Origin of the sequence: Stenotrophomonas sp. CASM114, assembly GCF_049384325.1 — a bacterium.
Classification (GTDB): Bacteria; Pseudomonadota; Gammaproteobacteria; order Xanthomonadales; family Xanthomonadaceae; genus Stenotrophomonas; species Stenotrophomonas muris.
On record NZ_JBMRGJ010000002.1, the window covers coordinates 365,757 to 384,055 of the forward strand.

Below are 18,299 nucleotides of genomic sequence, written 5' to 3' on the forward strand. Positions count from 1 at the left end.
TCCCATGCAAGACGCTCTCGTTGCCCAGCCCAAGCCCCCCATTCCAAGGATCGCGGCGTGGCTGATGATGTTGCTGGGCATGTGGCTGGCGCTGAAGCTCGGCCTGGTGGTGACCCTGCTGTCCGGCCTGCTGGTGTTCCAGCTGACGCACGTGCTGGCCTCCACCGTGGAGGGCAAGCTGCCGCCGGGGCGGGCACGGGCGATCGCAGTGATCGTGCTGTCGGCGATCATCATCAGCGGGCTGGTATTGGCCGGCATCGGCGTGGCCTCGTTCTTCCGCAACGAGACCGGCGGCCCGGACGCATTGCTGGCGCGCCTGATGGAGATCCTCAACACTTCGCGGCACCAGGTGCCGGCGCTGCTGCAACCCTACATTCCCGAAGACATGCCGGCGTTGCGCGCGGCGCTGAACGACTGGGCCGCCGAGCACCAGCGGCAGCTGGGCGTGGCCGGTACCTCGGTGGTACAGGTCGGCGTGCGCGTACTGATCGGCATGGTGCTGGGCGCGATGATCGCGCTGTATGACGAACTGCCGCTGCCGAAGATGGGCCCGCTGGCGCAGGAGCTGGTCGGGCGCACCAGCCGCCTGGCCACCGCGTTCCGCCAGGTGGTGTTCGCGCAGGTGAAGATCTCGCTGCTCAACACCGTGTTCACCGCCATCTTCCTGCTGGGCGTGCTGCCGTTGTTCGGCGTGCACCTGCCGCTGTCCAAGACCCTGGTGCTGATCACCTTCCTGGCCGGCCTGCTGCCGGTGGTGGGCAACATCATTTCCAACACGATCATCGCCATCGTCGCGCTGTCGGTCTCGTTCTATGTGGCGGTGGCGGCGCTGCTGTACCTGATCGTGATCCACAAGCTGGAGTACTTCCTCAACGCGCGCATCGTCGGTGGCGAGATCCAGGCGCGTGCCTGGGAGCTGCTGCTGGCCATGCTGGTGATGGAGGCGGCCTTCGGCCTGCCGGGCCTGGTCGCCGCACCGGTGTTCTATGCCTACGTGAAGCGCGAACTGGTCGACCAGCGCTGGATCTGACGCGGCGGGGCATGACGTAATTTGCCCCGATTCGACAACCCGTGCGGCCTTTGTCGGTGCGTTCGCGGCGGGCGCGGTATACCCATGGCAACGATTGATCCGGTAGCGGCTTGGCGCCTGTGCAGGCGGCCGCTACAGTGTTGTGCACTACAGGGGAAATGTGCATGGCCCGCAAGGCGTCGCCCATCGGATTGCGGACCTGGGTCTGGATCCTGGCCGGGCTGTTCGTAGTCTGTACGCTGCCATTGATGGCCATCGCGCTGGTGCAGGGCACGCTGCGCTTCACTGCCGCCGAGGACAACCTGGTCAGCCTGCGCCAGCTGCGGCAGACCTTCGACCTGGCCAACCTGGTGTCGGCCGAGCGCGGCCCCGCCAACAGCCTGCTCGGGGCCAACACGGCCGATGCGGGCGAACAGACCCGGCTGGCGGCGGAGCTGGCAGTCGCGCGCAAGCGGGTCGATACCGCCCTGCAACGCCTGGACACCGTGTTCAACGCTGACCCGGGCGTGGTCGACGAACACGGGCTGCTGGCCGATGCGCAACGTCGCCTGCAATCGGCGCGGGCCGCGGTGGACCGGGTGGCGGCACAGCCGCATGGCGCGCGCCAGGTGGAGGACGTGGAGCGCGCGATCAGCAGCATGTTCGCCGTGGTTGATCGCCTGCACGTGCTGACCTCGGCGCAGATCAACGTGCTGGTCAGCGCCGACCGCGAAGCGGCGATTCCGGCGATGCAGGGCCAGGTGCTGATCGACCTGCGCGAGCATGGCGGCCGCCTGGCCTCGAACGTGATGGCGCCGGTGGCGGTACCGGGGGCCTGGCGTGACGAACAGGTGCGGGCGGCATTGCAGACCGAAGGCCGCCTGCTGGAGCTGTGGCGGCTGGCAGGCAGCCATGAAGCGGTGTTCCGCAGTGATCCGGCGCTGTCCTGGCATTGGGACATGGCGCGCCGGCAGTTCTTCGGCGAATCGCTGCCGATGATCGAACAGTTGATCGAGGATGGCCGGCGCGGCGTGCCGCCGCCGTGGACCACCGCCGAATTCACCACCCGCTACGTGCCGACCCTGCGGTCGCTGGAAGCGCTGCGGGACGGCTACCTGAGCGTGTCCATCGCCCGTTTCGAACGCACCCGCAATCGCGAAGCGACGCGCCTGGTGGTGCTGGTGGCGACGGCGCTGGGCACGCTGGTGGTGCTGGGCGTGGCGCTGCGCATCGCGCATCTTCAGATCCTGCGGCCGCTGCTGCAGGCGCAGAAGCAGGTCATCCAGATCGCCTCGGAAGCGCCCGGCCCGGAGCAGCATGTGACCCACCCGCTGGCCGAGATGCAGCGCCTGTTCGATGCCATCGAAGTGCTGCGCGAGAAGTCGCGCGAGCGCTGGGCATTGACCAGCGAGCTGCGTCAGCTGGCCGGCACCGATGAGCTGACCGGGCTGTTGAACCGGCGCGCGCTGGACGAGTTGGTGCAGCAGCGTCATGCCGACGGCGGCAACAGCGCGGTGGTGATCCTGCTGGACGTGGACCGCTTCAAGGCGATCAACGATGGGCACGGGCATGACGCCGGTGACGAGGTGCTGGTGCAGGTGGCGCAGCTGCTGCAGCGCCACCTGCGCCGCAGCGACAGCATTGCCCGCTATGGTGGCGAGGAGTTTCTCGTGTTGCTGGCCGACGGTGATCTGGCCGGTGGCCGCCAGCTGGCCGAGTCGCTGCGGGTGGCGCTGCAGCGGCTGGACATCGCCCTGGTCGGTGGCAAGGTGCTGCGGGTTACCGCCAGCTTCGGTGTGGCCGAGGGCGGCACCGACGCGCTGGGCTGGCGCACCCTGCTGCGTGCCGCCGACGCGGCCATGTACCAGGCCAAGGCGCAGGGCCGCGACCGCGTGCGCGTGGCCGGCGGCGGCCGCAACGCACGTTGACGGCACCCATCAGCCGATCTGCGCATGCACGCGCCGCAGCGTGCGCGCAATCATCCGGCGTGCGATGGGACGCGGCACCGAGAGTCCACGCCAGCGCAGCGCACCCACGCGGAAGGTGGCGCTGGCAGTGGCCAGCACCTTGCCGGCCGGGTCGGTCAGCCAGCCGCGGGTGAAGGCGATGCTGCCCTTGCTGTGCTCGACTTCGCCCCAGCCGATGATCCGCCCGGGCCGAGCGGGGCGGACGAAACTGGTCTTGGATTCGACCGTGACCGCGATGCGGTTGGCAGGCAGGGTGGCGTAGATCGCTGGCCCCATGCAGTCGTCCAGCATCGCTGACAGGAAACCGCCCTGCACGTTGCCCATCGGGTTGGTGAGCACCGGCCCGGCCTCGAACTCGACCTGGATGCGGCGCAGTGCATCGTCGTAACCGACGAAGCGCCAGCCGAGCAGGGTGCCGGCCTGGGAGCGTGGAAGATCACCGTTGACCACGCTGTAGAAGATCGATTCGGGATTCATCGTGGAGCCTCGCGGGGGAGAGGGGAGAAAAAGAACTCACTGCGGTAGCGACAACAGGGCCAGCACGAATCCGATGACCGACAGCAGCACCACAGCGGCGCCGGCGGGCACCGGTGTACGCGCACCGGTGCGTCGCCGCACGCCGGAAGCGACCAGGACCGGCGGCAGGGTGGCGACCAGGCAGAAAAGCTGGAACGCCAGCAGCTGCGGCAGTGCGAAGTGACCTCCGAAGAAGATCAACCAGGCCAGCATCACGCCGGCACCGGCCAGTGCGATCCAGGCAGCGCCCACCACGCGGATGAGTGCCATCAGCAGCACCTGCATGCGGGGGTCGATCTGTGCCCACGGCCTGTCCACGGCCTGGCCGTGGTAGGGCATGAAGTCGGAGCGTTTCAGATAGGCCGCAGCAAACAGGGAGACAATGAAGAACGCCAACAGGTAGCAGCCGAACGCGAGCCAGGCGGACAGGTCCATGTGGAGGCCATGCGGTTGCGGAGGAAAGGCCGCGTTTGTACCGGCAGCCATGCCGGTCGCGCCACGGGGTTGCGCGATTCTGGGGCAGCACGCCGTTAGGGGCGTGTCGCGGCTTGCAGGGCCGTTCCTCCATCTGCCGTTAACGCCAGTGTGGTGGTGAGGAATGCGTCACGTACGCGCCATGCGCTCTATCTCGTTTCCTGTGAAGAGGCCGCAACTACCCGTCCACGCCCAGGTCACCGCGCTGCGCAGACGCTGGGATTCCATTCCATGAAGGACGACGCCATGACCCAGCTCACCCTGCCCGAACTGGCCAGGAAAATGGCCGGCATTGATTTCAGCCTGCTGCAGACCCACGCCGGTGGAGAGATTGCCGGCCGTCCGATGAGCAACAATGGCGACGTGGACTATGACGGTGACAGCTGGTTCTTCACCACCGAAGACACCGACATGGTGCGCGAGATTGAAGCTGACCCAGCCGTTGCGCTGGGTTTTTCCGGCAGCAAGTCGCTGCTGGGCAAGCCGCCGCTGTTCGTGCACGTGCAGGGCAGGGCTGTGCTGGTGCGCGACCGGGCCACGATGAGCCAGCACTGGGTGAAGGACCTGGAGCGCTGGTTCGAACAGGGCGTGGATACACCGGGGCTGGTACTGATCCATGTGCGCGCCAGCCGCATCCACTACTGGGATGGCGAGGACGAGGGCGAAATCGTGATCTGACCGGAACCGCGCAGCGCCCGGCGCATCGCGTTCCAGGGTCAGCAGTGCGCAGGGTGTGCTGCCGGACCCTCAAGGTTGGCCAGTTCCGGTGCCAAGGCGTGCTCCACCGCGCGCCGCAGCAGTGCCGGTGCGACATAGTGCCGGTGCCCGGCGTCGATCAGGGCCATGTACATGCCGCCGAACGCATTGAGGGTCTGCACGCGTGAGCCCAGGCTGATCTCGACGTGTCCATCGCGATGCCGCTGCACGCGCACGCTGCTGCGGAAACGCAGGTGCCGATCGTCGGCGCCGAGCAGGACTTCGGCGTCGTTGTCCTGCGTATCGATGTGCGAATCCAGCACCGGGAATCGACCAGCGAACAACCGGCTGCGATCGGTCGACAGCAATGACGACACCGGGCATCCCAGCGGCGACGTGCGCAACCGCAGCGGTGCCACCAGTCGGTTTCGCAGCGCCATCAGATGGCCTACGCCGCTGGGTGGATTGCGCAGGAAGCCCTCCAGTACGTCGGCCAGCAGCGCCGACGCGGAAGGGTGGACCACCTGCGAGGGTTCCAGGCACAGGGTGGTCAGGTCCTGGTAGTGGCTGTGCGGCAGCGCTGTGGTCAGCAGGCCATCGGTGGGCGCGGGCCGCGAATGGATGGGATAGGCCGGTGTGGCACGTTCGACGAACCCGCGCAGCGGCCGCATGGGGATGCGGCGCAGCGGGCCGAGCACGGCACGGGTACGCGCGCACAGGTGCGCGCACACGCTGGGAGGTGCCGCCTGCAGCGACAGCTGCAACAGCGGTGCCGCCGCAAGCGAGGTGCACGAAGGCCAGTACGATTCCGGAAGCACCTCGGTCAGGCTGGGGATATCGGCGGCATTGCGCTCCACCTGCGCACGGGTCTGCTCGCTCATTCGGCCTGCCAGTTCATCGCTGTGGCAGGACAGCGCAAACAGCGCCGGATGTGCAGGATGGTTCGACGCGAACTGGTGCCAGGTGCCGCCGCCGAAGCGCACGGTAAACAGGCAGTCCGGTGGGATGCGGACGCGCCGAAGCGTGCGCGCGAAGGCACCAGGACCTGCTGCCAGCTGCGCGTCGGAGGCGGTAGCGAAACGCAGCTCGGCTCCCGCGCTGCCGGCGATGGCGGTGAACATGCGCGGGCCTGCATGGCGATGAAACGGGTGGCCACCGGCACCGACGGTGAAGCTGTACAGCGAGGAGGCATCCCCGTGCTGCAGGTGCATGCCACCCAGTCGCGCCGAAGGTTCATCCAACGCATCGATGAACGCCGGGTGGTGGCGCTGACGCTGGCCGGCGTCACTCACCAGCGCGTCGCCGGCACCGATGCCGAGCTGCGCGATCAGGGTGACTTCGGTCGGACTGCCGCCGTCCTGTGCCGGAAGCTGCACTGCTGGAAACGAACGGCGATCGCGGGTCGAACCAGGCATGGTCATGCTCCTTGGCGGGGCGGATCAGCGGGCGGGGGACTTGCGGCGGGCGCGGGCTTCACGCTTGAGCGGGCCGCCGACCGGGCAGACTTCGGCCGCCCACGAGAACAACGTGTTGGCCAAACGGTCGGGTACCTGCCTGAAGTACACGAACTGGCCGCGCTTCTCGCGTTCGATCAGTCCGGCTTCCTCGAGGATGCGCAGGTGGCTGGACAACGCCGGCTTGCTGAAGTCGAAGCGCTCGGCCAGCTCGCCCGCGCTGAGCTCGCCGGCGCTGAGATAGGCCAGGATCTGCCGGCGGGCGGTGGAGGCAAGGGCTTCGAAGATGCGGTCCATGGAGAGTTAGTTAACTAATTCGTTAATTCATGTTGCTCCCGCAGCTTAGGACTGTCAAGCCATGACCCATTGCGCGGCGCGCCCGGGCTTTGCCATCCTCCCTGCTGTTTTCCGTAGCGTGGAATCCCGATGCGTCCTGCGTTCTGGCTGGCTTTGGCCCTGCTGCCCACCCTGGCGGTGGCGCAACCCGCGCGTACTCCCAAGGCCAAGGCCCCGGCGCAGGATCCCTTCAGCGAGTTGTTCGATACCGCCTGCATGCAGCACATCGGCGCGCCGGCGCGGGTGCAGTCGCTGATGGAATCCAACGGGCTGTCACCGCTGCAGCCTGCCGAAGCGGCAACGTTGCTGCAGGGGCAGTCGGGCGTGGCCTGGATGGTGCCGCTGGCCAGCGGCCGTTATGCGGTCAGCTGGGCCGACGACGGCACCTGCTCGGTGTATGCGGAAAAGGCCGAAGCGGCGGTGGTGCAGAAGGGCTTCGCACGGCTGGTGCAGGCGGCACCGAAGCCATTGCAGGCGCGCTCGCTGCCGGGCCGTGGTCCGCTGTCGGCCGACCAGGTGGCGATCCAATACGGCTGGGCCACGCCGGGGCAGGCCAAGCTGCAGGTGCGCTTCCGGCTGGTGACGCGGCAGGCGGCCGAGGCCGGCGTACAGGCGATGGCCTCGGTGACGCCGGGGGACGCGATGCTCGAACCCGCGGCTCCCACCCCGTAACGCCTGCCGGGGCCCGCGCCCAGCCGGTGGACCATGCCCGCGATTCAGCCTTTCACGCAGGATGTGTTATATCGTTTATCGATAAATCCACCCTGGGGCGGCGAGGCCACCCCAATGCCGGAGGCCGCTTGACCGCTCGTCCCGCCCGCGCCAGACCCGCGCGAGGCTTGTTCACCCTGGCCCAGGCCGCCGTACAGGCCGTCCGGGCGATGTGCTGGCTGGGCATCCTGGCCGCACTGCTGGCGGTGCCCCTGGTCGCCCATGACCGCCGCTGGCTGCTCGACAGCGTGCATGACGCCGAGGCCGCCGCCGCGCATGGCAACGACCTGTTCCTGCACTTCTGCCTGGGCCTGGGCGCGATCGTCGCGCTGCTGGTGCTGTGCCTGCTGTTCCTGCGCCATCTGCTGAGGCTGCTGAAGTCGGCGGCGCGCGAGCGGCCGTTCACCCATGCCAATGCACAGCGCCTGCAGCGCATGGCCTGGCTGATGCTGGCAATGGAACTGCTGTCGATCCTGATCGGTGCCTACGCGGCCTGGATGGGCCCGGATTTCACCTGGATGGAGGTGGGCGGCGGCATGTCGATCACCGGGCTGGTGGCGGTGCTGATGCTGTTCGTGCTCGCACGCGTGTTCGCCGTGGGCGCGGCGATGCGCGATGACCTTGATGGTGTCATCTGATGGCGATCGTCATCACCCTGGACCGCATGCTGCAGGCACGGGGCATGACCCTGTCCGAGCTGGCCGGGCGCATCGACATCACCCTGGCGAACCTGTCGATCCTGAAGACCGGCAAGGCGCGAGCCATCCGCTTTTCCACGCTGGATGCGATCTGCCGCGAGCTGCAGTGCACGCCCGGCGACCTGCTTGGGCATGACCCGGCGCAGGCGCAGGATGCCGACTGAGTGGACGCCCTTTTCCCTTACCCACTGACGAAACGGACCTGAAATGGAATGGTTGGCTGACCCCTCGATATGGATGGGCCTTGCAACCCTGGTCGTGCTGGAGATCGTTCTCGGCATCGACAACCTGGTGTTCATTGCGATCCTTGCCGACAAGCTGCCGCCGCACCAGCGCGACCGCGCGCGGGTGATCGGCCTGGCGCTGGCACTGCTGATGCGGCTGGTGCTGCTGGCGGCGCTGGCCTGGATCATGAAGTTGACCGAGCCGCTGGTGACCTTGTTCGACCACAGCTTCTCCGGGCGCGACCTGATCCTGCTGGGCGGTGGCCTGTTCCTTCTGTTCAAGGGCACCATGGAACTGCACGAACGGCTGGAAGGCCGCGAGCATCACGAGGATGGCAAGAAGGTCTATGCCAGCTTCGCGATGGTGGTGGCACAGATCGTGGTGCTCGACGCGGTGTTCTCGCTGGACTCGGTGATCACCGCCGTCGGCATGGTCGACAACCTGGGCGTGATGTATGCGGCCGTGACCATCGCCATGGCGTTGATGCTGCTGGCCAGCAAGCCGCTGACCCGCTTCGTCAACAAGCATCCCACCGTGGTGGTGCTGTGCCTGGGCTTCCTGCTGATGATCGGCTTCAGCCTGGTGGCTGAAGGCCTGGGCTACAAGATCCCGAAGGGCTACCTGTACGCAGCGATCGCTTTCTCGATCCTGGTCGAGGCGTTCAACCAGTGGGTGCGTTTCAACCGTGAGCGCAACGAGCGCCGCCAGCCGTTCCGCCAGCGCACCGCCGATGCCGTGCTGAGGATGCTGGGCGCGCGTCCAGCGAACGGCCACGACGACGAAGGCGTGGACGAGCAGGTGGACGCCGACGAGCGCCTGCAGCCGGCGGAGCACGAAATGATCCGCAGCGTGCTGGGCCTGGCCGATCGTCCGGTGTCCAGCGTGATGACTGTGCGTGCCGACGTGCAATGGATCGACCTGGCGCGTGGTCAGGAGGATGTGGTGGCGCGCCTGGTGGCCTCGCCGCATACGCGCCTGCTGGTCGGCGACGGTGACCTGGACAGCCTGCGTGGCGTGGTGCAGAGCCGGGACGTGCTGGCCGACCTGCTGCAGGGCAAGCCACTGCAGCTGGAGGGCAACCTGCGCGAACCGCAGTACGTTCTGTCCACTGCCAGTGCGCTGCAGGCGCTGGAACTGATCCGCCAACATCCGGTGCCGCTGGCGGTGGCGGTGGACGAGTACGGCAGCGTGGAGGGCCTGGTGACCGCCAACGACCTGCTGGCGGCGATTGCCGGTGACCTGGTTGATACCCAGGACGAGCGCTATGGCGTGGTGGCGCAGGGCGAGGATCAATGGGAGGCCGATGGTGCGCTGACCCTGGACGACCTGCAGCGTTTGGCGGGCGTGTCGCTGCCCCGCAGTGCCGACTACATGACCATCTCGGGTCTGGTGCTGGAGCAGCTGGGCCGCCTGCCGGACGTCGGCGACGCAGTGGAGGTGGCCAGCGTGCGCATCACCGTGCTGGCAATGGAGAAGCGCCGTATCGCCCGCCTGCGGGTGGAGCGCCTCGACGGAATGGCCTGACCGCCTGTTGTTGTAGAGCCGGGCCCATGCCCGGCTGCGTGTCGAGAAGCCGAGCATGGGCGCGGCTCTACACAACACGACCCGCAGCCGTCACCATGGCGGGCCCGCTTTCTGTCATGGATGGTTGCAGTGCTGAGTACGATCGGTTTGTTGATGGGCCTGTATGTGGCCTGGCGCCTGTTCTGGCCGCTGCGCATGCCCATCGGGTTGAAGGTCGTGCTGTCGCTGCTGGTGGTGGCCATGGCCGTGCAGCTGCGCATCGTGGCCACCTTCTGGGGCACGATGGCATCACCGGAAATCCCGAGGATGGCCATCGCCGTCCTGGCCACCGGCTCCACGGCGGTGCTGCTGCTGGCGTTGCTGATGCTGGTGCTGGATGTGGGCCTGCTGCTTTCGCGCCTGCTGCGTTGGCCGCGCATCGTATCGGCCCTGCGCGCCTCGAAGCTGCGGCCGTTGGCCGGCCTGCTGGCGCTACTTGTGAGTGGCTATGGCGTCAGCCAGGGCATGGCCGTGCCCCAGCCCAGGCAGATCGACGTGGCGATCAAGGATCTGCCTGCTGCGTTCGACGGCTATCGCGTGCTGCAGCTGACCGACATCCACGCCAGCCGCCTGCTGACCGGCGACTGGGTGCGCAGGGTGGTGGACGAGAGCAACGCGCTGAAGCCGGACCTGATCGTGATCACTGGCGACCTGATCGACGGCAGCGTCGAGGCCCGCCGTGACGACGCGCGCCCGTTGGCCGATCTGCAGGCGCCGGACGGCGTCATTGCCATCACCGGCAACCATGAGTACTACGCGCAGTATCAGCAATGGATGCAGGCGTTCCGCGCGCTGCGCATGCAGGTGCTTGAGAACAGCCACCTGCAGGTGCGGCGCGGCGATGCGGCGCTGACCATCGCCGGTGTCACCGATCCGGTGGCCGCACGCTACGGCCTGCCGCTGCCGGATCTGGACGCTGCACTGGCCGGTGCCGATCCCTCTGCACCGGTGATCCTGCTTGACCACCGCCCGCGCAACGCGCGCGAGGCGGCGGCGCGCGGGGTGAAGCTGCAATTGTCCGGGCATACCCATGGCGGGCAGATCATTGGCATGGACCAGCTGGTGAAGCGGGCCAATGGCGGTTTCGTGTCCGGCCGCTACGACGTGGAGGGGATGACGCTGTACGTGGGCAACGGCGCGGGCCTCTGGGCCGGTTTCCCGGCGCGCATCGGTGTGCCTTCGGAGATCACCCTGATCACGCTGCGCCGCGCGCCTTGACCTGATGTGGGGTCAGATCCCTTTGCCTTTGGCAAAGGGATCTGACCCTGGCCCGTCAGGCCGCCCGCAGCGGCGGCCGCGCATGCGCACTTCGACGCAGGGCCTGCGCACGCTTGGCGATCCAGCGCACCACGAAGGCGGTGAACAGCAGCGCCGACGGCACCGCATACCAGAAGTTGCCGGGCACGCGCTTGAAGTACGAGTAGGTGAACACCGCCGCGATGATCCACATGCCGGTGACGTGCAGGCGACGCCAGGCGGTGGGTCCCATGCGCCGGGCGAGCCCCCGGTGCGAGGTGATGGCCAGCGCCAGGATGGCGATGTAGCCCACCGTGCCCGGGAGGTTGGCCAGCGCGGAGCGTGCTGGCCAGAACGCCGGGTTGAGGATGCCGAAACTGGTGATGGCGACTGCGTGCAGCAGGTGCGAGAACGCGAAGGACAGACCGATGATGCGCCGTTCGCGCAGCAGGAACCGGGTGAACGGGCCGGGCAGCAGGGTGGCGAAGGAGGATGCCGTGAATGCCGCCAGGAACAGCAGGAACGATGTGCGGGCGGTGAGCCGGATCGCCGCGCGGCTGCCTTCGGCTGCATCGGGATACAGGGCGAAGGCGGTCAGTGCGAACGCGATCAGGACCACGGCGATGGCTACGAACAGGCGCCAGCCGTGCAGGAAGGAAATGTTGGAAGCAGCCATGATGAGACCTCGAAGTAGGGGGCGGGTAGTGCCGGCCGCTTGCCGGTCAATGAACGGGTAGTGCCGGCCGCTGGCCGGCACCTCAGAAAGCAGGCAATGCAACCAGCACCCCCGCCGTGCACAGCTCGCCCAGAACGGGCACGCAAGCAGCACGCAATGCGTCCGTTGCCACGTCATGTGTTTCGGACAGCGCCTGCAGTGCCTCATCCACACGCGCGCCGTCGTCACCGAAGACCGAAAGCAGCGCGTAGGCCAGCGGTGACGGTTGCTCGACCTTCAGGCTGAAATCGGCGCGGCGCTGGATCACCAGCAGCGTGGGAGCTGCGCCCAACACCGGTTTCAGCCCCTCGTCCTCATGCACCGGCCACCGGTACCCAAGCACCCGCACCAGCGGCGAAACCGCCAGCACATCACTGTCCTCGGGTACGCGCTGCAGCAAACACCCAGCGCCACGCGGTTCAATGTGCAGCGACTGCTGCGTGCTCTCGTAGTGCGCCAGTTCCGCCGCCCAGCCCGGCAGTGCCACCGTGTCCTGCACTGCCAGCCAGGCCGCGAACTCGCCGGCGATCCGTGGGAACAACGGGGTCTGGCAGGCGTGGTGGGCGTAGTAGTGCGCCACGGTGTCGCGCCAGCGCGACGTGCCCAACTGGTGTTGCAGGCGCGGCAGGCTGCCGGCCAGCAGGGTGTCCAGGCTGTCGATGCACAGGCGGCGGTATACCGCCAGCCTGCGCGCCTCCACGCCATCGGGTGCGGTCTTTGCAGGGTCCCGCACATGATCGGCCCAGCGCCGTTGCAGGGTAGCCAGCGGCTCAGCCATGGGCCACCTCCGGCCAACGTGCCTCAGCCTGCGCCTGGCGGATCTGCGCGATCTCGGCCAGCAACCCGGCCAGCGGCGGGAAGTTGAAGTCGCGTTCGAGCAGCGTGGGCCGCACGCCCACCCGCATGTAGGCCTCGCGCAACAGGGCCCAGACCACGCCTTTCACCGGCGCACCATGGGTATCGATCTTGAAGCCGTCGTCTTCATCGAAGTGGCCCGCTACGTGCAGCGAGGCGACACGGTGGGACGGCACGTGGGCCAGGAATTCGAAGGCGTCGTAACCGTTGTTGCAGGCATTGACGAAGACGTTGTTGACGTCCAGCAGCAGGTCGCAGTCGGCTTCGGCGAGCACGGCGTTGATGAAGTCGATCTCGCTCATGTCCGCGCCGGCAACGGCGTAGTAGGAAATGTTCTCCACGGCGATGCGTCGGCCCAGCATGTCCTGCACCTGGGCGATACGGCCGGCGACATGGTGAACGGCCTCGGCGGTGAACGGCAGTGGCAGCAGGTCGTAGACATGGCCACCGGCGGCGCAGTAGCTCAGGTGTTCGCTGTACAGCTGCACCTGGTGCAGGTCGAGGAAGGCACGGGTCTGTGCCAGCAGGGTGCGGTCCAGCGGATCAGGACCGCCAAGCGACAGCGACAGGCCGTGGCAGGTCAAGGGGTGGCGCTCGCTGAGTTGGCGCAGCGCGTCGCCGTGTGCACCGCCGACGCCGATCCAGTTGTCGGGGGAGACTTCGAGGAAGTCGATGGCACCGGCCGGCATGGCCAGCAGTTCGTCGATCAGGCCACGGCGCAGGCCAAGACCGGCGGCATGGGTGGGCAGGGGCAGGGACATGGCGGATGCTCCACAGAGAGCGCCGCCTTGAAGGCGGCGCCGGGTGAACGTCGATCAATCGGCAACGCGGGAGAACAGGCCCTTCGGCATCGGCTTGCCGTTGGCGGTGTAGACGCTGCGCAGGTAGTCGTGCGCTTCCTGCTCGCTGACGTAACCGTCGTGGTCGGTGTCGATGCGGTCGAACTCGGCGGCACGCTTGGCGGCCACAGCATTGAACTCGGCACGCGAGACCTTGCCGTCGTGGTCGCGATCAGTGCGGGCAAACGAGGCGTCGCCGCACTTGCCTTCGCCACACTGGCCCTCGGCCACCTTGGCCTTGCCGGCGGGCTTGCCGGTGGTGGCCTTGTTGGCCCCGCACTTGCCTTCACCGCACTTGCCTTCGGCGGCGGCGCTCATGGCCACCGCGCTGATCGCCAGCGGCTGGATCGCCGCGGCCTGGCCGGCCAGCAGCAGGCCACCGGCCAGGGCGATGCCGATGGCACCGATGCGCGGCTGGCGGGAGGAAGAGGTGTTCTTGGTCGAGATGGACATGGTGGTGACTCCTTGGGAAAGCACGCGGGGCGTGCGGGATGGACGCCGCCGAAGAGGCGACGGAAAGCGAAACGCGCGGGAACAGGGGAGTCGGCTCAGGCGGCGCGGCGACGGCGCAGCAGATGGCCCAGCAGCAGCACACCGCCGAGCAGGGCACCGCCGAAGCCGATGCCGGGCAACAGCGCGGCAACCGGCAGCAGCAGGGCGATCAGGCTGACGCCCCAACCCAGGCCGTCATTTCCTGCCGTGGCACGGCCGGGGCCGGCCAGCAGCCGGTCCACGCTGAGTGCGCCACCGCCGTTGAGGATCAGTGGCAGCAGCATGGCCAGGAACAGCAACGGCAGCTTGAAGTTGCCGTAGCCCTGGTCGGTGATCGCATAGCCCTGCCAGAGTTCACCCAGGCCGTTCCATTGGTCGGGCCAGTGCACGGCGGCGATGGCAACGATGGTGAGTACCCAGAAGACGTAGGCCACCGAGCGCGTGGCCAGGCCGAGCAGCAGCATCACCGCACCCACCAGTTCCAGCCACGTGGCCAGCTGCCAGTTCAGCGACGCGGGCAGTGTGGAGAACGGGAACGGGAAGCGGCCTTCCAGGTCGGCGAACCAGTTCTGGCCGCCCAGCTTCTCGCGGCCGGATTCAAAGAACTCCCAGGCCAGCAGGGTGCGCAGCGCCAATGGCGAGAGCCAGCGGCCGACGGCGTCCAGGCGGGGCGTATACACGGAAGAAGCGGTGCTGATCATGGTGGTGTCCTGCGGGCCAGTGGTCGATGGGAGCCATTCCAGGCGGCGCAGGTATCGGCAACGTGTGCCGTTGCCCGGGGTTTTGTCAGCGACTGTGGCCGCGGCCGGGGTTTCGTACAGTCAGATACAAAGACGATGCGCGGATGCGCATCGGGGCGTTGCGCGCCCGCGTGCGGGCAGCGATATCCACCCGAAAGCGCCCGGCCAGGACCGGCGCGCGAATGTATCCCACTGTAGAAACCCGCCTGCGCCCTACAGTCCGGTACAACTCCGCGCTGCGGCGAAACAGCGCCGATACACCGGCAGGCGGAAATGGCCACTCCCAACTCCGGAGTGCCCCCCATGATCCGTACCTGCTTGCTGGCCGCCGCTCTCGCCCTTGCCGCCGCCGCCCCTGCCTTCGCTGCCCAGGCCGATACCGCTGCACCGCCCACCGTCATCCTGGTGCACGGCGCGTTCGCTGATGGCTCCAGCTGGAGCAAGGTCATCAGCACCCTGCATGACTGGAAGCTGCCGGCGGTGGCCGTGCAGAATCCGCTCACCTCGTTGGCCGACGACGTCGCCGCCACCCGTCGTGCGATTGCCGCTGCGCCTGGCAAGGTGGTGCTGGTCGGCCACAGCTGGGGTGGCACGGTCATCACCGAAGCGGGCAATGACCCGAAGGTGCAGGCGCTGGTGTACGTGGCGGCGTTCGCGCCGGATGCAGGGCAATCATCGGCGCAACAGGGCGAAGGCTTCCCGGTCGGTCCGGGCCTGGCCCGCCTGCAGGAAAGGAACGGCTACCTGACGTTGCCGGCTGACGCTGTCGCCCAGGACTTCGCGCCGGACGTGATGAAGAAGTCGGCCGCACTGCTGTACAGCACGCAGGTCCCGTTGAAGGCCAGCGCGCTGGGCGAAGTAGTGAACGTTGCGGCGTGGCGCAGCAAGCCGAGCTGGTACGTGCTCAGCCGTGACGATCGCATGCTGTCGCCGCAGCTGCAGGCCGCCACCGCAAAGCGCATTGGCGCGCAGCTGCAATCGATCGGCAGCAGCCATGTGTCGCTGCTCTCGCATCCGGCGCAGGTGGCCGACAGCATCCTGGAAGCGGCGGGGGTGAAGCCGGCGGAACTGCCACTGGCCGAGCAGGGGGGCTGAGCGATGGCCGGCCTGCGTGCGTACGTGCTGCCGTTGCTGATGGGCGTGCTGGGTGGGGCTGCGCTGTTGATGGCCTGGCCCAGCCCGGAGGCCGATGCGCAGCCGGCACAGGCCGTTCCCGCCGCCGGGTTCGACGGTGGCGGGCCCTGGCACAACAGCCCGCCGCTCACACTGGAGCAGTTGCGGGGGCAGGTGGTGCTGGTCGAGTTCTGGACCTACACCTGCAGCAACTGCCTCAACGTGGCGCCGTATGTCCACCAGTGGCATGCACGCTACGCGTCGCAGGGCCTGAGGGTGATCGGCGTGCATACGCCGGAGTTCGCCTATGAAGGGCTGCCTGGCAACGTGCGCAAGGCCATCGCACGGTTGGACATCACCTGGCCGGTGGTGCAGGACAACCAGTACCGGATCTGGAACGCCTGGGGCAACCGCTTCTGGCCCGCACTGTACCTGCTCGACCGGCAGGGGCGGGTGGTCTACCGCCATTACGGCGAGGGCGACTACGCACGTACCGAAAGCGAGATCCAGCGCCTGCTGGCCAACCCCTGAGCCGCGCTACCATGGCCGCGCCGCGCGGCCTTGACCTTCGTCCTCATCGAGAACGCAATGAACCACGTACCGCACATCCTGGTCGTCGACGATGACAGCGAGATCCGCCAGATGCTGGCCGATTACCTGCAACGCAACGGCCTGCGCGTGAGCCAGGCCGACGGTGGCCGGGCCATGCGCGCGCTGATGGAGACCCATGCCGTGGATCTGGTCGTGCTGGACGTGATGATGCCGGGCGAGGACGGACTGAGCCTGTGCCGCAACCTGCGCGCCGGCAAGCATCGTGCGGTGCCGGTGGTGCTGCTGACCGCCCGCGACGACGAGACCGACCGCATCATCGGCCTGGAAATGGGCGCTGATGACTATGTGACCAAGCCCTTCTCTTCGCGCGAACTGCTGGCACGCATCAATGCGGTGATCCGCCGTACCCGGATGTTGCCGCCGAACCTGCAGGTGAGCGAAGCCGGTCGCCAGCTGGCCTTCGGCGAGTGGCGCCTGGACACCACCGCACGCCATCTGCTGGATGCACAGGACACCGCGTATCCACTCAGTGGCGCCGAATTCCGCCTGTTGCGCGTATTCCTCGATCACGCCAATCGGGTGCTCAGCCGCGACCAGCTGCTCAGCCTCACCCAGGGCCGCGATGCCGAACTGTTCGATCGCTCGATCGACCTGCTGGTCAGCCGCGTGCGGCAGCGCCTGGGTGACGACGCACGCGAGCCGACCTACATCAAGACCGTGCGCAGCGAAGGCTATGTGTTCAGCGTGCCGGTGCAGTTGCTGGGGCCGGACGAATGAACACCACCGCGCGCCGCCCACGCTGGCCGCGCACGCTGTCGGCGCGGCTGCTGCTGGTGCTGCTGGGCGGACTGGCGCTGGCCCACGCACTGTCCTTCGGCCTGCTGTTCTTCGAACGCTACCAGTCCACCCGCAGCATGATGCTGCGCAATCTGGACGAAGACGTGGCCGTGAGTGTCGCGCTGCTGGAGCACCTGCCCGCGGACCAGCGCGATGCCTGGGTGCCGCGGCTGGAGCGGCGCACCTACCGTTACCTGCTGCGCCCGGCCGCGGCCGGACCGGGGCTGCAGACCGATCGTGCACGCCAGGTCACGGCGATCATCGATGACAGCCTGCAGCACCGTTATCCGTTGCAGGCGCGCCAGGTGGCTCGCCTGCCGGAGCGGTTCGAGGTGGAACTGCGCCTGCACGACGGCACACCCTTGACCATTGAAGTCACCCCGTCGGGCCTGCCGCTGGCGCGCTGGCTGCCCGCCGTGCTGCTGGTGCAGCTGGCGCTGCTGCTGGTGTGCGCGTGGCTGGCGGTGCGCCTGGCCATGCGCCCGCTGCAACAGTTGTCGCATGCGGTGGAGCATCTGCAGCCGGGCAAGGACGGGCCTGCACTGCCTGAAGATGGCCCTGTGGAAGTAGGCGGCGCAGCAGCCGCACTCAACGCACTGCAGGCACGCATTCGTGGCCATGTCAGTGAACGCCTGCAGATCCTGGCCGCGATCTCGCATGACCTGCAGACCCCCATCACGCGCATGAAGCTGCGGGTGGAGACCCTGCCTGAAGACAGCACCCAGCAGCGACTGCTGGCCGACCTCGACCACCTTGGGCAACTGGTGCGCGAGGGTGTGGCCTATGCGCGCAGCAGCCACGTCGCCAGTGGCGCGCCGGTGTCGATGGACCTGGGCGCGTTCCTGGCCAGTGTGGTCGGCGATTACGAGGACATGGGCAAGCCGGTCAGTGGCGGAGCACCCGCTGGACTGGTCGTGCAGACCTGGCCGCAGCCGCTGCGCCGGGTGGTCGGCAATCTGGTCGACAACGCGTTGCGTTACGCCGGTGCCGCCGAGATCGAGGCGGGCCGCGATGAGGCCGGAAGGGTGTGGATCGGAATTTCCGACCGTGGCCCCGGCATTCCCGAAGACCAGCTGCAGGCAGTGCTGGCACCGTTCCACCGGCTGGAAAGCTCGCGCAATCGCGATACCGGCGGCACTGGCCTGGGCCTGGCCATCGCGGTGCAGCTGGCGCAGTCGCTGGGCGGCTCGCTGCGGTTGCGCAACCGCGAGGGTGGCGGGCTGAGGGCGGAGCTGCAGCTGCCGGGGTAACGGGCGGGGTCGGATCCCTTT

At 67.8% G+C, this 18,299-nt stretch carries 21 protein-coding genes; 12 read left to right on the forward strand and 9 right to left on the reverse strand.

What is annotated here, in order from left to right; all coding sequences use genetic code 11:
- The first annotated feature begins 4 nt into the window (after positions 1-4).
- Positions 5-1,030, forward strand: a complete 1,026-nt coding sequence (locus VG566_RS04285) for an AI-2E family transporter (protein WP_032961540.1) — start codon at positions 5-7, stop codon at positions 1,028-1,030.
- A 164-nt stretch (positions 1,031-1,194) separates the two neighbouring features.
- Entirely contained in the window at positions 1,195-2,937 is a 1,743-nt protein-coding gene (locus tag VG566_RS04290; protein ID WP_241884111.1) for a GGDEF domain-containing protein, read from the forward strand.
- Between the two features lie 9 nt (positions 2,938-2,946).
- Here VG566_RS04290 and VG566_RS04295 read toward each other — a convergent pair whose 3' ends face one another.
- Both VG566_RS04295 and VG566_RS04300 read right to left on the reverse strand, forming a co-directional pair.
- Positions 2,947-3,453: a PaaI family thioesterase gene (locus VG566_RS04295; protein WP_241884112.1), complete on the reverse strand. Its 507-nt coding sequence runs from the start codon at positions 3,451-3,453 to the stop codon at positions 2,947-2,949.
- Positions 3,454-3,489: 36 nt separating this feature from the next.
- Positions 3,490-3,927 (reverse strand): hypothetical protein, encoded by a 438-nt coding sequence (locus tag VG566_RS04300; RefSeq protein WP_049418964.1) that lies wholly within the window; start codon positions 3,925-3,927, stop codon positions 3,490-3,492.
- Positions 3,928-4,212: 285 nt separating this feature from the next.
- Between VG566_RS04300 and VG566_RS04305 the strand changes: the two genes are divergently transcribed.
- On the forward strand, positions 4,213-4,644 hold the full coding sequence (locus VG566_RS04305) for a pyridoxamine 5'-phosphate oxidase family protein (RefSeq protein ID WP_046429427.1): 432 nt from the start codon (positions 4,213-4,215) through the stop codon (positions 4,642-4,644).
- Positions 4,645-4,682: 38 nt separating this feature from the next.
- Here VG566_RS04305 and VG566_RS04310 read toward each other — a convergent pair whose 3' ends face one another.
- Both VG566_RS04310 and VG566_RS04315 read right to left on the reverse strand, forming a co-directional pair.
- Positions 4,683-6,077, reverse strand: coding sequence for a DUF2867 domain-containing protein (locus tag VG566_RS04310; RefSeq protein ID WP_241884113.1), 1,395 nt, complete (start codon positions 6,075-6,077; stop codon positions 4,683-4,685).
- A 24-nt stretch (positions 6,078-6,101) separates the two neighbouring features.
- Positions 6,102-6,413, reverse strand: a complete 312-nt coding sequence (locus tag VG566_RS04315; protein WP_004147836.1) for a metalloregulator ArsR/SmtB family transcription factor — start codon at positions 6,411-6,413, stop codon at positions 6,102-6,104.
- Between the two features lie 129 nt (positions 6,414-6,542).
- On the opposite strand from VG566_RS04315, the gene VG566_RS04320 reads away from it, so the two are divergent.
- From VG566_RS04320 to VG566_RS04340, 5 genes are all read left to right on the forward strand, one after another.
- Positions 6,543-7,124, forward strand: a complete 582-nt coding sequence (locus tag VG566_RS04320) for an NMCC_0638 family (lipo)protein (protein ID WP_241884114.1) — start codon at positions 6,543-6,545, stop codon at positions 7,122-7,124.
- Between the two features lie 209 nt (positions 7,125-7,333).
- Positions 7,334-7,801: a DUF2975 domain-containing protein gene (locus tag VG566_RS04325; protein ID WP_041864087.1), complete on the forward strand. Its 468-nt coding sequence runs from the start codon at positions 7,334-7,336 to the stop codon at positions 7,799-7,801.
- Entirely contained in the window at positions 7,801-8,025 is a 225-nt protein-coding gene (locus tag VG566_RS04330) for a helix-turn-helix domain-containing protein (RefSeq protein WP_012479411.1), read from the forward strand. The genes VG566_RS04325 and VG566_RS04330 overlap by 1 nt, the downstream gene beginning before the upstream one ends.
- A gap of 43 nt (positions 8,026-8,068) precedes the next feature.
- Complete coding sequence (locus VG566_RS04335; protein ID WP_241884115.1) at positions 8,069-9,610, forward strand: TerC family protein; 1,542 nt, start codon at positions 8,069-8,071, stop codon at positions 9,608-9,610.
- A 120-nt stretch (positions 9,611-9,730) separates the two neighbouring features.
- On the forward strand, positions 9,731-10,867 hold the full coding sequence (locus VG566_RS04340; protein WP_049441145.1) for a metallophosphoesterase: 1,137 nt from the start codon (positions 9,731-9,733) through the stop codon (positions 10,865-10,867).
- Between the two features lie 55 nt (positions 10,868-10,922).
- Here VG566_RS04340 and VG566_RS04345 read toward each other — a convergent pair whose 3' ends face one another.
- The 5 genes from VG566_RS04345 to VG566_RS04365 form a co-directional block, all read right to left on the reverse strand.
- Positions 10,923-11,561: a ferric reductase-like transmembrane domain-containing protein gene (locus VG566_RS04345; protein ID WP_014646319.1), complete on the reverse strand. Its 639-nt coding sequence runs from the start codon at positions 11,559-11,561 to the stop codon at positions 10,923-10,925.
- A gap of 82 nt (positions 11,562-11,643) precedes the next feature.
- Positions 11,644-12,378 carry a putative DNA-binding domain-containing protein gene (locus tag VG566_RS04350; protein ID WP_241884116.1) on the reverse strand — a complete coding sequence of 245 codons (735 nt, stop codon included), beginning with the start codon at positions 12,376-12,378 and terminating at the stop codon, positions 11,644-11,646.
- Positions 12,371-13,216, reverse strand: a complete 846-nt coding sequence (locus VG566_RS04355) for a DUF692 domain-containing protein (RefSeq protein WP_053494608.1) — start codon at positions 13,214-13,216, stop codon at positions 12,371-12,373. The genes VG566_RS04350 and VG566_RS04355 overlap by 8 nt, the downstream gene beginning before the upstream one ends.
- Positions 13,217-13,270: 54 nt before the next feature.
- Entirely contained in the window at positions 13,271-13,747 is a 477-nt protein-coding gene (locus tag VG566_RS04360) for an EF-hand domain-containing protein (RefSeq protein WP_241884117.1), read from the reverse strand.
- A gap of 95 nt (positions 13,748-13,842) precedes the next feature.
- A complete protein-coding gene (locus tag VG566_RS04365) occupies positions 13,843-14,487 on the reverse strand; it encodes a DoxX family protein (RefSeq protein WP_049469733.1) in 645 nt (214 codons plus the stop codon).
- Positions 14,488-14,829: 342 nt separating this feature from the next.
- Here VG566_RS04365 and VG566_RS04370 point away from each other — a divergent pair, with 342 nt between their 5' ends.
- From VG566_RS04370 to VG566_RS04385, 4 genes are read left to right on the forward strand one after another with little or no spacing between them, the layout of a single operon-like run.
- The gene (locus VG566_RS04370; protein ID WP_100449599.1) at positions 14,830-15,621 is read left to right on the forward strand and encodes an alpha/beta fold hydrolase; all 792 of its coding nucleotides are present in this window, start codon (positions 14,830-14,832) and stop codon (positions 15,619-15,621) included.
- Between the two features lie 3 nt (positions 15,622-15,624).
- Positions 15,625-16,170, forward strand: coding sequence for a redoxin family protein (locus VG566_RS04375; RefSeq protein WP_049406394.1), 546 nt, complete (start codon positions 15,625-15,627; stop codon positions 16,168-16,170).
- Between the two features lie 57 nt (positions 16,171-16,227).
- On the forward strand, positions 16,228-16,968 hold the full coding sequence (locus VG566_RS04380) for a response regulator (protein ID WP_134967333.1): 741 nt from the start codon (positions 16,228-16,230) through the stop codon (positions 16,966-16,968).
- Positions 16,965-18,278 (forward strand): sensor histidine kinase, encoded by a 1,314-nt coding sequence (locus VG566_RS04385; protein ID WP_134967334.1) that lies wholly within the window; start codon positions 16,965-16,967, stop codon positions 18,276-18,278. Before VG566_RS04380 ends, VG566_RS04385 begins: the two co-directional genes overlap by 4 nt.
- Positions 18,279-18,299 lie beyond the last annotated feature (21 nt).